This is a genomic window from Blautia massiliensis (ex Durand et al. 2017), assembly GCF_051861785.1.
Classification (GTDB): Bacteria; Bacillota; Clostridia; order Lachnospirales; family Lachnospiraceae; genus Blautia_A; species Blautia_A luti_A.
On sequence record NZ_CP146725.1, the window covers coordinates 3,841,432 to 3,861,151 of the forward strand.

Genomic DNA, 19,720 nt, shown 5'->3' on the forward strand with positions numbered 1-19,720 from the left:
AAAAAATTTAAGAAAAGGAAATATCATTATGTCAGTGATACATGCGATTATATTGGGAATCATTCAGGGAATCACCGAATTTCTGCCGGTGAGCAGCTTCGGACATCTCTGTGGAGTGCAGGATCTTTTGGGCGGTACCAGAGGCACTGGTGTGCTTTTTGAAGTGATGCTCCATCTGGGAACTATGGTAGCTCTGATCCTTGTTTTTCTGAAGGACATCAAGAAGATCGGGATCGAGCTGATCGGAATGATACTGGATCTGATCGGAAATGCCAATATTTTTCTCTATAACCGTAGGACTGGGAAAGAGCTTACCTACGCAAAGATCATAAGCGGAACTTACCGGAAGCTTACTGCCCTGATCATGGTATCCACCATTCCTACAGTCCTGATCGGATATCAGTGCAAACGACTTGTTGTGCGAAGCGCATCCTCACACATGTTTTCCGGGATCGGAATCCTTCTTACAGGTGTGATCCTCCTTGTTGTGGACTACAGTAATGTCAATGGCAGCAAGGGAACAAAAGAAACCAGCTTCGGAGATGCTATGTGGATGGGTATCTGCCAGGGCCTTTCTGTGTTTCCGGGACTTTCCAGGTTTGGACTTACCATGAGCGCAGGACTTTTCTGCGGCCTCGGACGGAAGTTTGCAGTGAAATATTCGCTGCTGATGAGCATTCCGGCTGTGGTGGGAGCTTTTTTTGTGGAGATGGGAGAGTTCACATCTGTTCATATGACTGTTGGCCAGGGATTTACTTATGTTCTTGGAATGATCGTGGCCGGGATCACAGGCTATCTGGTGATCCGTTTTATGCTTAAGCTTTCGAATCAGGTCAGACTGCGTTATTTTGCATTTTATTCTTTTGCAGCCGGAATCCTTATTCTGGCAGCGAATTATATTTGATATCAACTGGGAGGAGTCTGACAATGGCAGCTTCAAAAACGACAAAAAAAAGAAAAAGAAAACCTGCGGCGAAGCAGCAGCCTGTCGGTAACCGCTTTCAGACAGAAATCCTGATCCTTGTGATGTTTGCGGCCTGCCTGATCCTGATGATCAGTGCATTTGGTATGGGAGGGATCGTAGGAAATGCCATCAGTGCCGTATGCTTTGGCATCATGGGACTTTGTGCATATATTTTCCCGATCCTGCTTTTTGCCGGAGTTACGTTCCTGATCGTGAACAATACCAACCGCCTTGCCTACAAAAAGGTACTGGCGGGCGTGGTATTTTTTGTGTTCCTCTGCGGCTTTCTTCAGCTGATCACAGAGAGCTATACGCCAAGTACCACGTTTTCGGATTATTATTCACTGAGTTCGGAATACCGTACCGGCGGTGGAGTATTCGGTGGTGCAGTATGTATTTCCACAGCATCCGCTTTTGGCGTTGTGGGCGGAACTGTGATCATCGTTCTGGTGCTTCTTGTGTCTCTCATCATCATAACACAGAGATCCTTCTTCGGATTTATGAATAAGATCCTGGACTTTTTTACAGATGCTGCAAGAGAGGGCAGAGAAGCTTATCTTGAGGGACAGCCGGACAGAGAAAAGCAGAAGGAGCTTCGCAGAAAGATCCGTGCGGAAAAAAGAGCGGAGAAGATCCGCCGGCTGGAAGAAGAGCTGGAGGAAGAAGAACTTGCCCTTACAGAGAAAGATCCGGAAAATATCTCAAAAAAACAAAAGAAAAAAACAAGAAGATCGCAGAAAGAAAGACAGGCTGCGGTGAAGGCGAACCGGGAGGGAGAATTTAATCTTCCTTCTTTCCTTGATGAACAAAAGGCTGTACTTCCGGCAGATGCAGATCTGACAGAAGAGGATCCAGGGCTTGATGAGAAACCGGAGGAGCATGCCCGGCCGCTGGAATTCCAGATCCACCGTTCACAGTCCCAGCCGGCCCGGGAAGAGTCGGAGGAACCGGATTTTGAAAGAGAAATGCAGGTAGCCGAAGAGGAAGATGCCTATTCCGGTTATGAGGATGTGGATATTCCCGAGATGCAGCAGGTTCTGCCGTCAAAAACTGAGACAGCAGCAAAAGCTTCCCGGGAAACAGGAAAGGCAGCCGCTCCCGCTGAGATAAAGGAGGATCCTCAGCCGGAAGCTGAACAGAAGGCATCCCATCAGCCCTCCAGAAACCAGAAGTCATCTCAGACAGAGATCGAGCATGGGATCAGAAATATCCAGCATGAGATCAGCCAGGGAGAAGCTCCGGAGAAGAAACCATATCAGTATCCGCCGCTGAAGCTTCTGAAGCGCGGAGATGGCAGATCTCAGGGAGATTCCGATGCACATCTGCGCAAAACAGCGCAGAAGCTTCAGGAAACCCTGCATAATTTCGGCGTCAATGTAACCATTACCAATGTGAGCTGCGGACCTACCGTTACCCGCTATGAGCTGCAGCCGGAAATGGGTGTGAAGGTCAGCAAGATCGTTGGTCTTTCCGATGATATCAAGCTGAATCTTGCTACACCGGATATCCGCATCGAAGCACCGATACCGGGAAAGGCAGCCGTGGGGATCGAGGTTCCGAACAAGGAGAACAGCCCGGTCATGCTGAGGGATCTTCTTCAGTCAGAGGAGTTTAAAAATGCAAAATCCAAGCTGTCCTTTGCAGCAGGTAAGGATATTGCCGGAAAACCGGTAGTGGCAGATATTGCCAAGATGCCGCATCTTCTTATCGCCGGAGCAACCGGCTCCGGAAAATCCGTCTGCATCAATACGCTGATCATCAGCATCCTTTATAAGGCTACACCGGATGAGGTGCGTCTGATCATGATCGATCCGAAGGTGGTGGAGCTCAGTGTATATAACGGGATCCCGCACCTGTTCATTCCAGTGGTCACAGATCCGAAGAAAGCGGCCGGTGCGCTGAACTGGGCTGTTTCCGAGATGACCAGCCGTTACAATGCCTTTGCGGAATATGGGGTACGTAATCTTGGAGAATATAACAAAAAGGTTGCCAATATGCGGGTCCCGGAGGGAGAAAAGGCACCTGAGAAGATGTCGCAGATCGTGATCATCGTGGACGAGCTTGCGGATCTTATGATGGTTGCGCCGGGAGAAGTTGAGGATGCGATCTGCCGTCTGGCCCAGCTGGCACGTGCAGCAGGTATCCATCTGATCATTGCTACCCAGAGGCCATCGGTCAATGTCATCACAGGTCTGATCAAGGCCAATATGCCGTCCAGGATCGCATTTTCCGTATCTTCTGGTGTGGATTCCAGAACGATCCTGGATATGAACGGTGCCGAGAAGCTTCTTGGCAAGGGCGATATGCTGTTTTATCCTCAGGGATATCAGAAGCCGGCCAGACTGCAGGGCGCTTTTGTTTCAGATGAGGAGGTCAGTGCAGTCGTAGAATATGTTTCTGACAAAAATCAGGGTGCTGTTTATGATACCTCCATTGAGAAGCAGGTCAATACAGCCGGTGTCCCGGGAGGAGCCGGCGACGGTGACAGAGATGTCTATTTTACAGAAGCCGGTAAATTTATCATTGAGAAGGAAAAGGCCTCCATCGGTATGCTCCAGCGTATGTTCAAGATCGGATTTAACCGTGCGGCAAGGATCATGGATCAGCTTTGTGACGCAGGAGTGGTAGGTCCGGAGGAAGGAACCAAGCCAAGGAAGGTTTTGATGTCAGCAGAAGAATTTGAGAATTATCTGGAGGAGAACGGCGGATGAAAATAAGTATCCTGACAGTAGGGAAGATCAAGGAAAAATATCTGCGGGATGCCATTGCGGAGTATTCCAAGCGCCTCGGGCGTTACTGCAAGCTGGAGATCATAGAAGTGTCCGACGAAAAAACACCGGATAATGCCAGCGAAACAGTAGAAGATGCCATTCGGAACAAGGAAGGGGAGCGTCTTCTTAAATATATCCGGGATGATGCGTTTGTGATCACTCTGGAGATCGGAGGCGAACAGCTGACCTCTGAGAATTTCGCACGGAAGATCAACGAGCTGGGAATACGTGGAACCAGCCATATCCAGTTTGTGATCGGCGGCTCTATCGGTCTTGGAAAAGAAGTACTGAAGAGATCAGACTATGCTTTAAGCTTTTCGAAGATGACATTTCCTCATCAGCTGATGCGTGTGATCCTTCTGGAACAGATCTACCGCAGCTATCGTATCATCAGCGGAGAGCCCTATCATAAATAATATCATACTACATATCTGCAAATATCTTGACAATTTTCGGATATGTAGTATGATAAAAAACGCGTAGCACTCGAAACTCAAGAGTGCTAATAATCACAGAAAGAAGGAAATGAATATGGCATTAAAACCAGTTGCAGACAGAGTTATCGTAAAATATTTTGAGACAGAAGACAAAACCGCATCCGGCATCGTACTTCCGGACAGCTCCAAGGAGAAAACCCAGCAGGCAGAGGTTATCGCAGTAGGTGGCGGTAAGGTCGTAGACGGTAAAGAAGTACCGGTACAGGTAAAGCCGGGCGATCGTGTGATCTACGGAAAATACACAGGAACCGAGATCAAATATGAGGGTGAGAAATATCTGGTGATCAACGCAGATGATATCATCGCCATCGTAAAAGACTGATGAAGAATATATAGATCTGGGGCAAGATACAGAAAATTTATCTTGACGCCTGTGTGATCTGTATGTAGAATAAATACAAACTTTAACGAAATGCAGTAAAAAAATTTCTGAAGAGCCAGGGACAGCTTGACAAAGGTAATATGGTATAGTATTATCATGCCTATATCATATTAAACTGGTGGGAAAAGAGGAATACTCACTGAAACACAGGAGGAACAGGAAATGAGAAAAAAAGTACTGGCAGCGCTTCTGGCAGCTGCAGTGGCAGGAACAACTGTTATGTCAGGAATGACTGTTTTTGCAGCAGAAACAGAAGGAACCAAGGCGGAAGGCGGAAATATTACCATTGCAGAAACAGCAGATCCGCAGAACATCAATCCGCTTTATGTTGTGGATCAGACAAGCTTCGATATGATGCAGGCACTGTACAGCCCGTTTTTTGAGATCGTGAACGGAGAGATGTATTACGGAAACGGACTTTGCGAAAGTGTAACAGCCAATGATGATGCCAGCGAATTCACACTGAAGCTCAAAGACGGACTGAAATGGCATGACGGTCAGCCGATCACAGCCGATGATGTGGTATTCACCATGCAGGTGCTGGTAGATGAGAAGCAGAATGTTCCGTACTCTTCTTACGGATACGTTAATGATAAGGCAGTAGAGGCAGAGAAGGTTGATGACCTTACAGTCAGGCTTTCCCTTGGATCATCTTCCGCAGGATTTCTTGGCGGACTGAGCCAGGTTTACTGTATTCCGAAGCATATTTATGACGGCGTGGAGAATATCGGAGAAAGTGATCTCAACAATGAACCGGTGGGAAGTGGTCCTTTTAAGTTCGAGGAATACAAATCCGGAGAGTATTTCAAAGTAACAAAATTCGATGACTATTTTGATGATGTAAATCTGGATTCCATCACCTTCAAGATCGTAAAGGATTCCAGTTCCGCCAATGCGGCACTTGCAAGCGGAGATCTGGATGCACGACTGATCAGCGCAGATGATTACGATACCGTCAGTGCTTACGATAACGTAAACATCAATACCTATAATTCCGGACGTGTCAACGCCATGTTCATGAATGAGCTGAACAAAGATCTTCAGGATGTAAAGGTACGTCAGGCGATCGCATACGCACTGAATAAAGAGGAGTTCTGTCAGTTTGCTTTCCTTTCCGAGGATTATGCAGAGCCTGCAGATTCTATTTTTACACCGGATACACTCTACTATACAAAACCGGACAATACCTACGACAATGATCCGGCTAAAGCACAGGAGCTCCTTTCCGAAGCAGGAAAGACAAGTCTTTCTCTGAACCTGATGTATATCTCCACAGATAAGACAATGGAGAGTGAGGCTCTGTATGTACAGTCTGCCCTTGCCAATGTAGGAATCACCATCAATCTTCTTCCTACAGATGAGTCTACCTTCAAGAATAAGACAAAGGATCCGGAGTGCACAGATTATGATCTGGTACTGAGCTTCTACACTCTGGGAGAAGAGCCAAGCCTTTATGCAGACATGAGTTCTTCCGACAGCCGTTCCAACTATTCCAGGATCAAGGATACAGATCTGGATGCATTGTGGGAAGAGGGAAACAGCACTGCAGATGAGACAAAACGTGGCGAGATTTATAAGGAGATCCAGAATACGATCAATGATAACATGTATATCTATCCGATCGCTTATTCCAATGGTTTCTATGCGGTAAGTAAAGATTTCGGAGGCTTTGATGAATGTCTGTTAAAAACTATTTATTATGATTATTCCAAGATCTACGCATTGGAGAAATAAATAAATTTATAGCGGATGAATACCGGAAACAGAAAGAGGCTGACGCGTTTTTTGCGCCAGCCGATTTCCTGTTTTCGGGGAAAATAAAGGAGGTACATTTTGAAGAAGATCGTAAACCGTCTGATACAGTGTATTCTGACACTGTTTATTGTCTCTGTTCTCTGCTTTGCACTGACAAAAGCAGCGCCCGGAGATCCTGTCCTGACTTATGTGGAACCAAATATGAGTGAAGAATATATCCAGAACCTGAGAGAAAGCCTGGGACTTACAAAGCCTGTCTATGAGCAGTACTTTCTGTGGCTGGGAAGGATCCTTCACGGGAATTTCGGAAATTCCCTGATGAATAACCGGCCGGTCCTGACACAGATGCTGGAGAGGCTTCCCGCAACCGTGATCCTAATGGGAATCAGCATGCTGCTTGGTTTTCTCATTGCCATTGTACTGGGCCTGTATTCCGGAAAAAATAAAAATGGTGTTCTGGATAAGATCACCAGTATGTTCTGTTATGTAGGCATCTCCATTCCTACGTTCTGGTTCGGTATCATGCTGATCTATCTCTTCAGTGTGCATCTCCATATCCTGCCAAGTATCGGTATGCATTCAGACGGCAACCGTTCCTTAGGAGATCTGATCCTTCATATGGTCATGCCCTGCGCAGTTCTGACCTTTGCAAATGCGTCACAGTACATACGGTATTTAAGAAGCAGTACCATTACGGAAATGTCCTCCGATTATGTTATGGTGCAGAAGGCTTACGGAATGAAAGAGTCTGGAATCCTTTTCCGGCATGTACTGAAAAATGCCATGCTTCCTATGATCACAGTTCTTGGAATGAGCCTGCAGTCTCTGGTTTCCGGTGCCATTATCACCGAGCAGGTTTTTGCATGGCCGGGAATCGGTCAGCTGGCAGTGACCGCTGTTATGCAGTATGATTATCCCCTGATCATGGGAATCACCATGTTCACTGCGCTTCTCGTGGTGCTCGGAAATCTTCTGGCAGATATCCTGTATGCTGTCTTTGATCCGAGGATCCGCAAAGCAGGATGTTAGGAGGTAAAGGGACATGAGAGAAAATATCTGGAAAAATATCAAACTTGGTTTTAAGACAAATAAACTTGCAGTGGCAGGTGCAGCAGCGATCATCCTGCTGGCGCTGATCTCCATTTTTGCCTTTCTGTATCCGGTAGATCCCAATGCCATCAGCGCCACAGAGCGACTGAATGCTCCATCCATGGCACACCTTTTCGGTACGGATGATATGGGACGGGATTATCTGGCCCGCTGCATTTACGGAGGAAGAGCATCCCTTCTGGTGGGCTTCCTTTCCATGGTGCTTTCGACAGCCCTTGGTGTGATCATCGGTTCCATCAGCGGTTTTGTGGGAGGAACGGTGGATGCAGTGCTGATGCGTCTGGTGGATGCGCTGATGAGCCTTCCGACATTCCTGATCATGATCGTTATGAATGCCTTCCTGAAACCGGGACTTCAGAACATTGTCCTGATCATCGGCTTTCTGACCTGGATGAACATTGCCAGGATCGTCCGTGGCGAGACCATTTCCCTGAATGAGAGAGAGTATGTCATCTATGCAAAGATCTCCGGACAGAAGAAATTCTCCACCATTGTACATCATATCCTGCCTAACATCATGCCTACCATTATCGTGGCTGCAACCATGAACATTGCCAATGCCATCCTGATGGAATCTGCACTGAGCTTTTTCGGCCTGGGTATCCAGCCGCCTACGGCTTCCTGGGGAAGTATGCTGAGCAATGCACAGCGCTATATCCAGCAGGCACCGTATCTGGCTATTTTCCCCGGAATTCTGATCCTGATCACGGTTGTCAGCTTCAATTATCTGGGAGAAGTATTAAGAAAAGTATTCGAGCCCAAGTAAGGAGGACATTTACATATGGAAAAATTACTGGAAGTAAAAGATCTGAAAGTGTCTTTCTTTACAGACCTTGGAGAGACACAGGCAGTAAAAGGTGCAGGCTTTGCCATCGGTGAGGGGGATTTTTTCGGGATCGTAGGAGAGTCCGGAAGCGGAAAAAGCGTGACCACCAAATCCATTCTCCGTCTCGGACCATCTAACTGTAAGATCATGGGCGGGGAGATCCTGTTCCGGGGAGAAGATATCCTGAAGAAAAATGAAGCAGAGCTCCGTGAGATCCGCGGTGGTGAGATCGCCATGATCTTTCAGGATTCTCTTTCCGCACTGAATCCGGTTTACACTGTTGGCAATAAGATGGTAGAGCTGATCCGACGCCATACCAATATGAACAAAAAAGAAGCAAAGGCCCGGGTGCTGGAGCTTCTCACAGCCGTTGGCATCACAGACCCGGAAAAGGCTATGAACAGCTATCCCCACGAGCTTTCCGGCGGTATGCGCCAGCGTGTGATGATTGCCATGGCCATGAGCAGTGACCCGAAGATCCTGATCGCAGATGAGCCCACCACAGCCCTGGATGTTACGATCCAGGCGCAGATCCTTCATCTCCTTCTGGAACTTCAGAAAAAAAACAATATGAGCATCATCCTGATCACCCATGATCTGGGCGTTGTAGCGCAGACCTGTAAACGGGTAGCTGTCATGTGTGGTGGCTACGTGGTGGAAGAGGGAACGGTAGAAGAGATCTTTCTTCATCCGGGACATCCCTATACACAGGCACTGATCGCAAGCATGCCGCGGGTGGGAGGTACCTTTGAACAGTTTCTGGAGAGAGATCTTTCGGACGGAAACGGTGATCTGTGTCCCTTCCTGAATCGCTGTAAATATGCGGACAAAACCTGTGAAGCCTGTCTTCCGAAATATTATGAGGCTTCAGAGGGACACAGGATATTCTGTCACAGAAGGGAGGAGAAGAGATGAGCAAGCCCTTAATTGAAGTAAAAGATCTGAAAGTATATTTTAAACAGAAATCTCCGAAGCTTCTGTCCTTTAAGCCGGGCATACTGAAGGCTGTGGATCAGGTAAGCTTTTCGATTGAAAAGGGGAAAACCTTCGGTTTGGTAGGAGAATCCGGAAGCGGAAAATCTACCATCGGAAAGGCAATCCTACGTTATCATAAACCCACAGGCGGTGAGATTTTTTATGAAGGAACAGAGATTGGAGCCATGGGGGAAAAAGAACTGCTTCCATACCGCAAAAAAATGCAGTCCGTTTTTCAGGATCCCTATTCCTCTCTGGACCCAGGCCATACAGTGCAGGATATCATCTGTGAGCCTATGGCGATCCATAAAATGTACACGCAGAAAGAACGTAAGGAGCGTGCAAAAGAACTGATCCGCGTGGTTGGCCTCAAAGAGCAGGATCTTCTGAAGTATCCTCATGAGTTCTCCGGCGGACAGCGTCAGAGGATTTCCATTGCAAGAGCACTTTCCGTACAGCCGGAATTTGTAGTCTGCGATGAGCCCATTTCTGCGCTGGATGTTTCCCTGCAGGCCCAGATCGTCCAGATGCTTCAGGATCTTCAGGAAAAATACGGGCTGACCTATCTGTTCATCAGCCATCAGCTGCAGGTGGTCCAGAAGATCTGTGATGAGATCGGGGTGCTTTATCTTGGAAATCTCATGGAGATCGCAGATGCAGATAAGCTCTATTCCAATCCGCTGCATCCTTATACAAAAATGCTGATCTCCTCGATTCCGGTTCCGGACCCGAGAGTCAAAACTCTGGATCAGATCGTTACGGATACCGGAGTACAGTCCAGATCTATCGGGGGCTGCCGCTTCCATAACCGCTGTCCATGGTGTGAGGAACGCTGCAGACAGGAACCCCCCGTACTTCGTCAGGTGGAGCCGGGACATATGGTAGCATGTCATAAATATCAGGAAAAGAAATAATCATAAAATACGGGAAGGTAAATAAAAAAGTGGACAAAAATATATATAAAAACTATCTGGCGATCCTCCGTGAGGAGATGATCCCGGCTATGGGATGTACAGAACCGATCGCTCTGGCCTATGGTGCGGCAAGAGCAAGAGAGATCCTTGGGAAAGAGCCGGAGTGTATCGTAGCAAAATGTTCCGGAAATATCATCAAAAATGTGCGTTGTGTGATCATTCCCAATTCAGGAGGCTTAAAGGGGATTCCTGCAGGTGTGATCCTTGGGGCGGTGGCAGGGGATGCCTCACTGAATATGGAAGTTCTTTCCAAAGTCGATGAAAAGGGCAGGGCACGCTGCCGGGAACTTCTGGAGGCAGATATCTGTAAGGTGGAGCTTCTGGACACGCCGGTAGTCCTTCATATTATCATCGAAATGTATGCCGGTGAAGATGCCGTCAGCCTGGAGATCAAATACGACCATATTAACGTGACCAGGATCAGCAAAAACGGAGAGATCCTCCTTGATGCAGATAAAGCAGTGGAAGAAAAGGAAGAGACGGACCGCGGCCTGTTAAATCTGGAGGATATTCGGGAATTTGCAGATACCGTAGAGCTTTCCGATGTAAAGGAGCTTCTGGATGCGCAGATCAGAAGCAATATGGCCATTGCTCATGAGGGAATGACCGGAAAATACGGCCTGGGTATCGGGCGTGTGATCCGTGAAAATTATTCTCACGATATGCTCACCAGAATGAGAAGTCTTACTGCAGCGGCTTCTGAGGCACGTATGGGTGGCTGTGATATGCCGGTTGTCATCAATTCCGGAAGCGGAAATCAGGGAATTGCATGCTCTGTTCCGCTGATCGTCTATGCAAGAGAGATGGAGCTGCCGGATTACAGCCTCTACAGGGCCCTGGTGTTTTCCAATCTCCTCACAGTTTATCAGAAGCAATATATAGGGAAGCTGTCTGCCTTCTGCGGTGCGGTATCGGCCTCCTGTGCAGCCGGAGCTGCCATTACCTATATGGTAGGCGGAGATATTTCCCTGATCAAAAAAACGATCGAGAATACCCTCGCCAATATTCCGGGAATCATCTGTGATGGGGCTAAGATCTCCTGTGCAGCCAAGATCGCAGCCTGTCTTGACGCAGCCTTCCTGGCGCATCATCTTGCCATGAACGGGCAGTCTTATGCACCTTATACAGGAATTCTCCAGGAAGAAACCGCAGAGACCATCAGCTGTGTGGGACAGATCGGAAAAGACGGTATGAAGGAAACAGACAGAGAGATCCTTAAGATCATGCTGGAGCACTGATCCGTAGCGGAGAGGGCACAGATTAAACAGAAAAGGTTGGATTTATGGACAACGAATTAAGAATTGCAATACTGATTGATGCAGATAATGTATCAGACAAATACATCAAGATCATCGTGGATGAAGTGGCAAACATCGGCATAGCCACCTACAAACGGATCTATGGAGACTGGACCAGTGCACGGCTTTCCTCCTGGAAAAAGGTTCTTCTGGAGGATTCCATCATTCCTATCCAGCAGTACAGCTATACCACCGGAAAAAACGCCACCGATTCGGCGATGATCATTGATGCCATGGATATTCTGTATTCCGGAAATGTGGATGGATATTGTATTGTTTCTTCGGACAGTGATTTCACCCGTCTGGCAGCAAGGCTCCGGGAATCCGGAATGCTGGTCCTGGGTATGGGAGAGGAGAAGACGCCGAAGCCGTTTATTTCCGCATGCAACCAGTTTAAATATCTGGATCTTCTCTACCGCAACCAGCAGGAGGAAGAGAAGAAGGAAGATCTGGCTACTGCAGCAGAAGCTAAAAAATCCGGAAACAGCAGCAAACAGAGCAGCTCCGGCTCCAGGAAGAACAAAGATCTCAAGCGGGTACGCAAGGCCATTAATGCCATCATCGAGAAATTTTCTGATGAAGAAGGATGGCTTTCCTCCGGACAGCTGGGAGATCAGCTGGGGAAACGACTTCCGGATTTTGATGTGCGTAATTACGGATATTCCAAGCTGACCCCCTTTATCAAATCTCTGGGAAATTATGAGACAGGCAGGATCCCCACAGGAAGCGGAGGGAAAAAGCAGATCTATTTCCGGATGAAGGAGGATAAACAATGAAGAATTATCTGGCACCTATGGAGGGCGTAACCAACTGGGTTTACCGGAATGCATATCATGACTGTTTTTATCCCGTGGATAAATACTTTACGCCCTTCATCACTGCCAAGCCCAATAAACGTCTCAGCAGCAAGGAGATCAAAGAGGTATCACCGGAAACCAACGGAGATCTTCCGGTGATCCCCCAGATCCTGACCAACAATGCGGAGGATTTTGTGAAAACAGCCCATATCTTCCGGGATGAATACGGACACAGGGAAGTAAATCTCAATCTGGGATGCCCCTCAGGAACTGTCACAGCCAAGGGAAAGGGTGCCGGTTTCCTGGGCGAGCCGGATAAGCTGGAACGTTTTCTGGATGAGATCTTCGAAAAGACCGGGATGGAGATTTCCATAAAAACGAGAGTGGGAACGGATTATGAGGAAGACTGGGAACGGCTTCTTGAGATCTACAGCAGATATCCGCTGAAGGAGCTGATCATCCATCCACGCCTTCTGAAGGATCATTATAAGGGGATTCCCAGATATGAACTGTATGAGGAGGCAAGGGAAAAGCTGAAGGTTCCCCTGGGATATAACGGGGATATTTTTTCAGTGGAGGCTTATCAGGAAATCCGGGAGAAATTTCCGGATGCAGACAGCGTCATGTACGGAAGAGGCCTGATCGCAAGGCCCTATCTTCTGGATGCCATTATGCAAAAAGAAGACGGAGAGGATCACAGGGAAGAATACCGGAAAAAGCTGCGGCAGTTCCATGACCGTCTTTACCGGGATTATCAGGAATATCTTTCGGGAGAACGAAATGTACTTTTCCGCATGAAGGAATTGTGGAGTTATATGGCACCGGGCTTTACCAATTATGCCAGATATCTGAAAAAGATCAAAAAATCCCAGCATTTTGGTGACTATGAGGCAGCAGTTATGAGCCTTTTTGGAGAACAGGAGATCTTAAAGGTATGAACAGTATAAAAGAAAAATTTGATGAGTTTATTTCCCAGTATCCCATTTTTGAGTATCGTGTGCTGGATACCGGGGATATTAAAGTACAGTCACGTGTGCGTACGATCTGTAAACAGGAATGTGAACGTTATGGAAGCACCTGGGCCTGTCCTCCGGCAGTGGGAGAGCTGTCAGAATGCGAAAAGAAGATCCGGAGCTATCCGAAAGCAGTTTTCTTTTCCAGCGTTGCGGAGGTATCGGATATCATGAACATGAAGGAGATGCTTTCCACAAGAATGGAACACGAAGCGCTGACAGAGAAGGTACGTGATTTTCTGGAGGGAGAGGGCTATGAGACCTTTACGCTTTCCACGGAATCCTGTGATTTCTGTGAACGCTGTGCCTATCTGGACGGAAAACCATGCCGTTTTCCGGAGCATATGCATCCATGTCTGGAAAGCTATGGCGTGGTAGTCAGTGAGATCGTAGAAAAGGAAGCTATGGAATACAATCTGGGTGGAAATACCATTCTCTGGTTTTCCATGGTGCTGATCCGCAGATAAAAGACAAAAAGCAGATACAGCGAAAGATACATAAGAAGAAATCCTCCGGCATAGATTAATGATAAAAGCCGGAGGATTTTTTTAATGAGAAAAATGTCAGCTTTTCTGGAGCTTCCCGGGGAACCGGCATTTCGGGAGGTGCAGGTGATACTTACGGGAAAACGCCGGGCAGTGATCGAAAATTACCGGAATATCCAGAGCTATACAAGGGAAGAGATCCTGGTACTCACCTCCTCCGGCAGACTTGTGATCCGTGGGAAAAACCTTGTGATCCCCTGCTACACACCTCTTGAACTTTGTATCCGCGGGCAGCTCGAAAGCATCACGCTGGAGGAGGGAAATAAGTAATGATCCCAGGTTTTGTGCGGGTTTCTGTTAAGGGACAGCAGTGCCAGCGGTTTGTGAATCTGTGCAGAGGCAGGGAAATGGATCTGAAAAGGATCATCCGTACCGGTGAGACGGAGCTTCAGCTCACCATGAAGGTGGCGGATTTTCTGCAGATCTCGCCACTGCGGAGAAAAACCGGGGTACATATCCACATCCTGAAAAAAAGAGGACCTTTGTTTTTTCTGCTTTTCTGTAAAAGAAGAAAAATGATCCCTGCGGGGTTTCTGGCAGTTTTCTGCCTCCTTTTTTTTCTGTCAGGCAGAGTATGGAACGTTGAGATCCGGGGAAATATTTTAAATCCCACACCCCAGCTGATGAGCTTTCTGAAAGAGCAGGGGGTCTGTTTCGGAGTATCCAGAAAGAAGATCAGCTGCAGTGCACTTGCAGCTTCCCTGCGAAGAGAATTTCCGGAGATCACCTGGGTGTCTGCCGGATTTTCGGGAACGGGCCTGCGTTTTGAGATCCGGGAGGGAACTGCCGGAGAAAAAGCAGAGCCGGAAGAAAGCTCATGCAGTCTGTTTTCAACCCTGGACGGTGTGATCGATTCCATGGTCACACGGCAGGGAACTCCTCTTGTCAGGGCCGGGGATGAAATAAAAAAAGGCCAGGAACTGGTTTCCGGGATCGTGGACATCACCGATGACAGTCAGGAGGTCATCCGCTATGCATATGTTCAGGCAGATGCGGATATTTACATCCGACATACCATTGCCTATTACGATACCTTTCCGTTGGACATAGAGAAAAAGGTATGGTCCGGTAAAAAGAAAACAAGGCTTTTTTTTCAGCTGGGAAACTGGTTTCTGGACTTTTCCTCTCCTCTGAAACAAAATGAGGAACGCCTCGTCAGCCGGGAACCTCTTTTCCGTACCGGGATTTTTCGTTCTCCTGTTACCCTAGGGATCGCTTCGATCGGGAAGTACGAAGTACAGAAAGAGCAGCTGACAGAGGATGCCGCAAAAAAACAGGCCATACAAAGGCTTTATGTCTATGAAGAAAAATTAATAGAAAAAGGGGTTCAAATATCTGAAAATAATGTTAAAATAGAAATAAATCACCAGGACTGCGTCAGCAGAGGCACTCTTACCGTCATTGAACGGACCGGAAGAGAAGCCCCCACAGAAAAAAAGACGCAGCCAGAAGAAAGGACACCAGAGGATGGCTAGCAGCATTATCGAATTATATGTGGATGTGCCGGCAGACCGCCAGGCGAATATTTTCGGACAGTTTGACGAGCATCTGAAGCTGATCGAACGTACTCTGAACGTAACCATGATCTTCCGTGACGGTTCTCTTAAGATCCTGGGAAGCCAGGAGGGAGCCACACAGGCCAGGGCGATCGTGGAGGAACTGAACACACTTGCGGGCAGAGGCAATACCATCACACAGCAGAATGTGAATTACGCACTTTCCCTTGCCATGGAGAAGATCGGCTCCGTGATGGAGGAGATCGACAAGGATTTTATCTGTAATACCATACAGGGCAGACCCATCAAGCCCAAGACTCTCGGACAGAAGGACTATGTGGAACAGATCCGTAAGAAGATGATCGTGTTCGGCGTGGGACCTGCCGGAACCGGCAAAACCTATCTTGCCATGGCTATGGCAGTAACTGCTTTTCGCAATGAGGAGGTTTCCAGGATCATTCTTACCAGACCGGCCATTGAGGCAGGCGAGAAGCTTGGATTCCTTCCCGGCGATCTCCAGAGCAAGGTCGATCCCTATCTGCGTCCTCTTTATGACGCATTGTATCAGATCATGGGCGCAGACAGCTTTGCAAAAAACATGGAGAAGGGGCTCATCGAGGTTGCACCTCTTGCCTATATGAGAGGACGTACACTGGATAATGCCTTCATCATCCTGGATGAGGCACAGAATACCACACCTGCCCAGATGAAGATGTTCCTGACCAGGATCGGCTTCGGTTCCAAGGTGATCATCACAGGAGATGCATCCCAGAAGGACCTTCCCAGGGATGCCACATCTGGTCTGGATGTGGCGATGAAGGTGCTGAAGAAGATCGATGACATCGGATTCTGTGAGCTGACCAGCAAGGATGTTGTACGTCATCCACTTGTACAGCAGATCGTACAGGCCTATGACGATTATGAAAAAAAACAGAAGCCTGCCAAATCCAGGAAGGATGACAGGTATGCTGTAAAAAATAAGGAGTACAGAAGATGACCATAAATATCGAATATGAGACAGATCAGGAGTTAGGCATTGACTATGCTGCCCTTGCATCCCAGGTTGCGGACAAGGTTCTTGAAATGGAAAAATGTCCCTATGACGGACAGGTCAATCTTGTCCTGACAGACAACGAGGAGATCAAGAGGGTAAATACGGAATTCCGGAATATCCAGGCTCCTACGGATGTGCTGTCATTTCCTATGATCCCCTTTGAGACACCGGCGGATTATTCCGTTGTGGAAGAAGATGAGTCCTATTTTGATCTGGACAGTGATGAACTCCTTCTTGGAGATATCATGATCTCCGTGCCTAAGGTTTTTGCCCAGGCAGAGGAATACGGACATAGTGTGACAAGGGAATTCTGTTTCCTGGTGGCACACAGTATGCTGCATCTTCTGGGCTATGATCATATGACAGAGGATGAGGCAAAGGTCATGGAAGCCAAGCAGGCAGCGGCACTGAAGGAGCTGGGGATCAACCGCTAGACGGGCTGTCCCACGGAAAAGCTAAGCGGAAAACCCTTCCGCTTTAAGAAAAGGAGGTAATATATGAGAATGAAAAAGACAGGTATCCTGGCAGGTATCACAGCTGCATGCATCTGCATTGCCCAGACTGTTCCCGCTTTTGGAGCAGGGCAGGATCTGGTAGGCTTTGTCCCCAATGAGGAAAAGCAGGAAGAAACCCAGGTAAAGAGCTATCTTACCGGCGAAAATGTTCCGGAGAGCATTGGACGGAGGAGACCGGTTGCCGTGATGATGGGCAACAACAGTGTCGGAGCTCCCCAGAGTGGGATCGGACATGCCGGTGTTGTTTACGAAGCGCCGGTGGAAGGTAATATTACCCGTCTTATGGGCATTCTCGAAGATTACGATGAGCTGGAACGGATCGGTTCCGTTCGCAGCTGCCGTGACTATTATCTCTTTTATGCCAACGAATTTAATGCGATCTATGCCCACTACGGACAGGCTGCCTATGCACTGCCTTATCTGGAGCAGCATGTGATCGATAACCTCAACGGGATCCAGATCGGCAAGCTGGCTTTTTTCCGCACAACAGACAGGAAGGCACCTCACAATGCCTATACAGATGCCAGCCACCTTCAGGCAGGCATAGATGCTATGGGATACAGCCAGGAATATAAAGAAGAATATACCGGACATTATCTTTTTGCAGAAGATGGTACAGAGACTGTACCGGATGGGATCACAGCCAGCCTTGTGAAGCTGGATAATTTTACTGACAATCATCCCTGGTATGAATACGATGAGGAGACAAAGGAATATAAGAGATTCCAGTTTGGCAAGGAACATGTGGATCAGCTGGATAATGAACCGCTTACCTGCGACAATATCATCCTTCAGTATTCATCCTGCCCGGCCTACGATGGAAACGGCTATCTGAACATTGATGCCATTTCCGGCGGAGAGGGCAAGTTTATTACCAGAGGCAAAGCCATTGATATCCGCTGGGAGAAGGATTCTCCATGGGGGATCACGCATTATTACGACGGAAATGAACAGGAAATCCGCCTGAATCCGGGTACTACCTGGGTGGAGATCGTACAGAATGACAGGATTGATTCCGTTACTTATCAGTAAGACTAAAATACAGGTATCAGGAGAAACAAAAAACATGAACGCAGATTACAGGGAACGACTGAAAGACAAGAAACGCATCGTTATCAAGATCGGATCATCATCACTGATCCACGCAGAAACAGGAAGACTGGATCTCCGTAAGCTGGAGATCCTGGCCAGAGAGCTCAGCGACCTTCATAACCAGGGGAAAGACGTAGTGCTGGTATCCTCCGGAGCCATTGCGGTAGGTGCAGCTGCACTGGGTATGAAGGGAAAGCCGGAAGAGCTTGAGAAAAAGCAGGCCTGTGCAGCTGTGGGACAGGCCAGGCTGATGACCATTTATCAGAAGCTTTTCGGGGAATACAATCAGATGGTGGCACAGATCCTGATGACCAAGAATACCATGGTCAACAATACCAACCGCAGGAATGCCCAGAATACCTTCCAGCAGCTTCTGGCAGAAAAGGTGATCCCTATTGTAAATGAGAACGACTCGGTATCCTCCTACGAATTCCAGAACCTGGTAAAATTCGGAGACAACGATACCCTTTCTTCTGTGGTTGCTGCACTGATCAATGCGGATCTTCTGATCCTCATGTCCGATATTGACGGTCTTTTTACAGACGATCCCAATTCCAATCCGGATGCACAGTTTATCGACATTGTAGAAAACATGGATGACAATATGCGTAAGCTTGGCAAATCCTCCACAGGAAGCAATGTCGGTACCGGGGGAATGGCGACCAAGCTTACCGCTGCGATCATCGCCACTGCGGCAGGAGCGGACATGGTCATTGCCAACGGAAATGACTTCCACAACATCCACAGGATCGTGGAAGGCAGGAGCTGCGGAACATTATTTGTAGGAAACAAGAAGGAAGAATTCTTCCTCATTGATTATATCGAAAAACTGCTTTAAGGAGAGTATCATTATGATGGACAATATCAAGATCGACAGGATCAACGCGCTGGCACATAAACAGAAAAGTGTAGGTCTTACCGAGGAAGAAAAGGTGGAACAGGCGAAGCTTCGGAGAGAATATCTGGATGCAGTGAAGGGGAACCTTCGTGCGCATCTGAATAATATCGATATCAAAGAAAAGGATGGCAGCATCACCAATCTTGGAGAAAAATATGGAAGAAAAAAAGGAAATTAGAAAAAAGATCTTCAAAGCCAGAAAAGAACATACCGATGCCTGGATCCGGGAAAACAGTCTCCGGATTACAGAGGCCCTGACACAGCTTCCGGAATACCGGAATGCAGAACGGATCATGGCATACGCAGATTATAACCATGAAGTGATCACACGCTACATCATCGAGCAGGCCTGGAAAGACAGCAAGGAAGTGGCAGTGCCAAAGGTTTTCGGAAAGGATATGGTATTTTACAGACTGACCGATTTCAGTCAGCTGGAATCCGGCTACTTCGGGATCCCTGAGCCAAAGGAAGACGGAGAAACGGTTTCCTGGGAAGAAGCCATGATGGTCATGCCCGGGGTGGCTTTTGACGTGAATTGCAACCGGGTAGGCTATGGCGGCGGTTTTTATGACCGCTTTCTGGAAAAACATCCGGAGGTCTGCCGCGTTGCAGTAGGATTTTCCTTCCAGATACTTCCGGAGGTTCCCACAGAGCCTACGGATATCCGTCCGCAGGTCATTGTGACGGAAGAGAATATATACCGCGATGCACAGTAAGATATTGCTGTAAAGACAGAAAGAAAGGCAGGAATATTTGGA

The 19,720-nt window shown here is 47.8% G+C and carries 21 protein-coding genes; all 21 read left to right on the forward strand.

Going from position 1 to position 19,720, the window contains the following annotated elements; all coding sequences use genetic code 11:
• The first annotated feature begins 28 nt into the window (after positions 1–28).
• The 21 genes from V9W66_RS18140 to V9W66_RS18240 all read left to right on the forward strand — a co-directional run bounded on the left by V9W66_RS18140 (position 29) and on the right by V9W66_RS18240 (position 19,678).
• Positions 29–904: an undecaprenyl-diphosphate phosphatase gene (locus V9W66_RS18140; RefSeq protein ID WP_144093225.1), complete on the forward strand. Its 876-nt coding sequence runs from the start codon at positions 29–31 to the stop codon at positions 902–904.
• A 23-nt stretch (positions 905–927) separates the two neighbouring features.
• Complete coding sequence (locus V9W66_RS18145) at positions 928–3,675, forward strand: FtsK/SpoIIIE family DNA translocase (RefSeq protein WP_144093224.1); 2,748 nt, start codon at positions 928–930, stop codon at positions 3,673–3,675.
• Positions 3,672–4,151, forward strand: a complete 480-nt coding sequence (gene rlmH / locus V9W66_RS18150) for a 23S rRNA (pseudouridine(1915)-N(3))-methyltransferase RlmH (RefSeq protein WP_021650552.1) — start codon at positions 3,672–3,674, stop codon at positions 4,149–4,151. Before V9W66_RS18145 ends, rlmH begins: the two co-directional genes overlap by 4 nt.
• A 115-nt stretch (positions 4,152–4,266) precedes the next feature.
• Entirely contained in the window at positions 4,267–4,554 is a 288-nt protein-coding gene (gene groES / locus V9W66_RS18155; RefSeq protein WP_044960825.1) for a co-chaperone GroES, read from the forward strand.
• A 222-nt stretch (positions 4,555–4,776) separates the two neighbouring features.
• Positions 4,777–6,348 (forward strand): ABC transporter substrate-binding protein, encoded by a 1,572-nt coding sequence (locus V9W66_RS18160; RefSeq protein ID WP_144093222.1) that lies wholly within the window; start codon positions 4,777–4,779, stop codon positions 6,346–6,348.
• A 99-nt stretch (positions 6,349–6,447) separates the two neighbouring features.
• Positions 6,448–7,398, forward strand: a complete 951-nt coding sequence (locus V9W66_RS18165) for an ABC transporter permease (protein WP_192925790.1) — start codon at positions 6,448–6,450, stop codon at positions 7,396–7,398.
• Positions 7,399–7,411: 13 nt separating this feature from the next.
• Complete coding sequence (locus tag V9W66_RS18170) at positions 7,412–8,245, forward strand: ABC transporter permease (protein ID WP_015524834.1); 834 nt, start codon at positions 7,412–7,414, stop codon at positions 8,243–8,245.
• Between the two features lie 15 nt (positions 8,246–8,260).
• Entirely contained in the window at positions 8,261–9,220 is a 960-nt protein-coding gene (locus V9W66_RS18175; protein ID WP_022426783.1) for an ABC transporter ATP-binding protein, read from the forward strand.
• The gene (locus tag V9W66_RS18180; protein WP_144093220.1) at positions 9,217–10,194 is read left to right on the forward strand and encodes an ABC transporter ATP-binding protein; all 978 of its coding nucleotides are present in this window, start codon (positions 9,217–9,219) and stop codon (positions 10,192–10,194) included. Before V9W66_RS18175 ends, V9W66_RS18180 begins: the two co-directional genes overlap by 4 nt.
• Before the next feature lie 77 nt (positions 10,195–10,271).
• Positions 10,272–11,492 (forward strand): L-cysteine desulfidase family protein, encoded by a 1,221-nt coding sequence (locus tag V9W66_RS18185; protein ID WP_144093249.1) that lies wholly within the window; start codon positions 10,272–10,274, stop codon positions 11,490–11,492.
• A gap of 44 nt (positions 11,493–11,536) precedes the next feature.
• Complete coding sequence (locus V9W66_RS18190) at positions 11,537–12,328, forward strand: NYN domain-containing protein (protein ID WP_144093218.1); 792 nt, start codon at positions 11,537–11,539, stop codon at positions 12,326–12,328.
• Positions 12,325–13,287 carry a tRNA dihydrouridine synthase gene (locus tag V9W66_RS18195; RefSeq protein WP_144093216.1) on the forward strand — a complete coding sequence of 321 codons (963 nt, stop codon included), beginning with the start codon at positions 12,325–12,327 and terminating at the stop codon, positions 13,285–13,287. Before V9W66_RS18190 ends, V9W66_RS18195 begins: the two co-directional genes overlap by 4 nt.
• Positions 13,284–13,829: a DUF2284 domain-containing protein gene (locus V9W66_RS18200; RefSeq protein WP_015524841.1), complete on the forward strand. Its 546-nt coding sequence runs from the start codon at positions 13,284–13,286 to the stop codon at positions 13,827–13,829. Before V9W66_RS18195 ends, V9W66_RS18200 begins: the two co-directional genes overlap by 4 nt.
• Positions 13,830–13,913: 84 nt before the next feature.
• Positions 13,914–14,177, forward strand: coding sequence for a YabP/YqfC family sporulation protein (locus V9W66_RS18205; RefSeq protein WP_144093214.1), 264 nt, complete (start codon positions 13,914–13,916; stop codon positions 14,175–14,177).
• Positions 14,177–15,382 (forward strand): sporulation protein YqfD, encoded by a 1,206-nt coding sequence (locus tag V9W66_RS18210; RefSeq protein ID WP_144093212.1) that lies wholly within the window; start codon positions 14,177–14,179, stop codon positions 15,380–15,382. Before V9W66_RS18205 ends, V9W66_RS18210 begins: the two co-directional genes overlap by 1 nt.
• Positions 15,375–16,400, forward strand: a complete 1,026-nt coding sequence (locus V9W66_RS18215; RefSeq protein ID WP_144093210.1) for a PhoH family protein — start codon at positions 15,375–15,377, stop codon at positions 16,398–16,400. The genes V9W66_RS18210 and V9W66_RS18215 overlap by 8 nt, the downstream gene beginning before the upstream one ends.
• Positions 16,397–16,891 carry an rRNA maturation RNase YbeY gene (gene ybeY / locus V9W66_RS18220; protein WP_015524845.1) on the forward strand — a complete coding sequence of 165 codons (495 nt, stop codon included), beginning with the start codon at positions 16,397–16,399 and terminating at the stop codon, positions 16,889–16,891. Before V9W66_RS18215 ends, ybeY begins: the two co-directional genes overlap by 4 nt.
• Positions 16,892–16,954: 63 nt before the next feature.
• Complete coding sequence (locus V9W66_RS18225) at positions 16,955–18,004, forward strand: DUF3048 domain-containing protein (protein WP_021650536.1); 1,050 nt, start codon at positions 16,955–16,957, stop codon at positions 18,002–18,004.
• Positions 18,005–18,038: 34 nt separating this feature from the next.
• Entirely contained in the window at positions 18,039–18,902 is an 864-nt protein-coding gene (gene proB, locus V9W66_RS18230; RefSeq protein ID WP_144093208.1) for a glutamate 5-kinase, read from the forward strand.
• A 16-nt stretch (positions 18,903–18,918) separates the two neighbouring features.
• The gene (locus V9W66_RS18235) at positions 18,919–19,140 is read left to right on the forward strand and encodes a DUF896 domain-containing protein (RefSeq protein WP_044960849.1); all 222 of its coding nucleotides are present in this window, start codon (positions 18,919–18,921) and stop codon (positions 19,138–19,140) included.
• Entirely contained in the window at positions 19,118–19,678 is a 561-nt protein-coding gene (locus V9W66_RS18240) for a 5-formyltetrahydrofolate cyclo-ligase (protein WP_144093206.1), read from the forward strand. Before V9W66_RS18235 ends, V9W66_RS18240 begins: the two co-directional genes overlap by 23 nt.
• Positions 19,679–19,720: the final 42 nt, after the last annotated feature.

Excerpts from the sequence above, each read along its gene's own strand:
- V9W66_RS18170 (WP_015524834.1), top strand. The coding sequence starts at position 7,412 with ATGAGAGAAAATATCTGGAAAAATATCAAACTTGGTTTTAAGACAAAT.
- V9W66_RS18190 (WP_144093218.1), top strand. The coding sequence starts at position 11,537 with ATGGACAACGAATTAAGAATTGCAATACTGATTGATGCAGATAATGTA.
- V9W66_RS18180 (WP_144093220.1), top strand. The coding sequence starts at position 9,217 with ATGAGCAAGCCCTTAATTGAAGTAAAAGATCTGAAAGTATATTTTAAA.
- rlmH (WP_021650552.1), top strand. The coding sequence starts at position 3,672 with ATGAAAATAAGTATCCTGACAGTAGGGAAGATCAAGGAAAAATATCTG.
- V9W66_RS18145 (WP_144093224.1), top strand. The coding sequence starts at position 928 with ATGGCAGCTTCAAAAACGACAAAAAAAAGAAAAAGAAAACCTGCGGCG.
- V9W66_RS18195 (WP_144093216.1), top strand. The coding sequence starts at position 12,325 with ATGAAGAATTATCTGGCACCTATGGAGGGCGTAACCAACTGGGTTTAC.
- proB (WP_144093208.1), top strand. The coding sequence starts at position 18,039 with ATGAACGCAGATTACAGGGAACGACTGAAAGACAAGAAACGCATCGTT.
- V9W66_RS18215 (WP_144093210.1), top strand. The coding sequence starts at position 15,375 with ATGGCTAGCAGCATTATCGAATTATATGTGGATGTGCCGGCAGACCGC.
- V9W66_RS18185 (WP_144093249.1), top strand. The coding sequence starts at position 10,272 with ATGATCCCGGCTATGGGATGTACAGAACCGATCGCTCTGGCCTATGGT.
- V9W66_RS18210 (WP_144093212.1), top strand. The coding sequence starts at position 14,177 with ATGATCCCAGGTTTTGTGCGGGTTTCTGTTAAGGGACAGCAGTGCCAG.
- V9W66_RS18205 (WP_144093214.1), top strand. The coding sequence starts at position 13,914 with ATGAGAAAAATGTCAGCTTTTCTGGAGCTTCCCGGGGAACCGGCATTT.
- V9W66_RS18240 (WP_144093206.1), top strand. The coding sequence starts at position 19,118 with ATGGAAGAAAAAAAGGAAATTAGAAAAAAGATCTTCAAAGCCAGAAAA.
- V9W66_RS18225 (WP_021650536.1), top strand. The coding sequence starts at position 16,955 with ATGAGAATGAAAAAGACAGGTATCCTGGCAGGTATCACAGCTGCATGC.
- ybeY (WP_015524845.1), top strand. The coding sequence starts at position 16,397 with ATGACCATAAATATCGAATATGAGACAGATCAGGAGTTAGGCATTGAC.
- V9W66_RS18160 (WP_144093222.1), top strand. The coding sequence starts at position 4,777 with ATGAGAAAAAAAGTACTGGCAGCGCTTCTGGCAGCTGCAGTGGCAGGA.
- V9W66_RS18175 (WP_022426783.1), top strand. The coding sequence starts at position 8,261 with ATGGAAAAATTACTGGAAGTAAAAGATCTGAAAGTGTCTTTCTTTACA.
- V9W66_RS18235 (WP_044960849.1), top strand. The coding sequence starts at position 18,919 with ATGGACAATATCAAGATCGACAGGATCAACGCGCTGGCACATAAACAG.
- groES (WP_044960825.1), top strand. The coding sequence starts at position 4,267 with ATGGCATTAAAACCAGTTGCAGACAGAGTTATCGTAAAATATTTTGAG.
- V9W66_RS18200 (WP_015524841.1), top strand. The coding sequence starts at position 13,284 with ATGAACAGTATAAAAGAAAAATTTGATGAGTTTATTTCCCAGTATCCC.
- V9W66_RS18140 (WP_144093225.1), top strand. The coding sequence starts at position 29 with ATGTCAGTGATACATGCGATTATATTGGGAATCATTCAGGGAATCACC.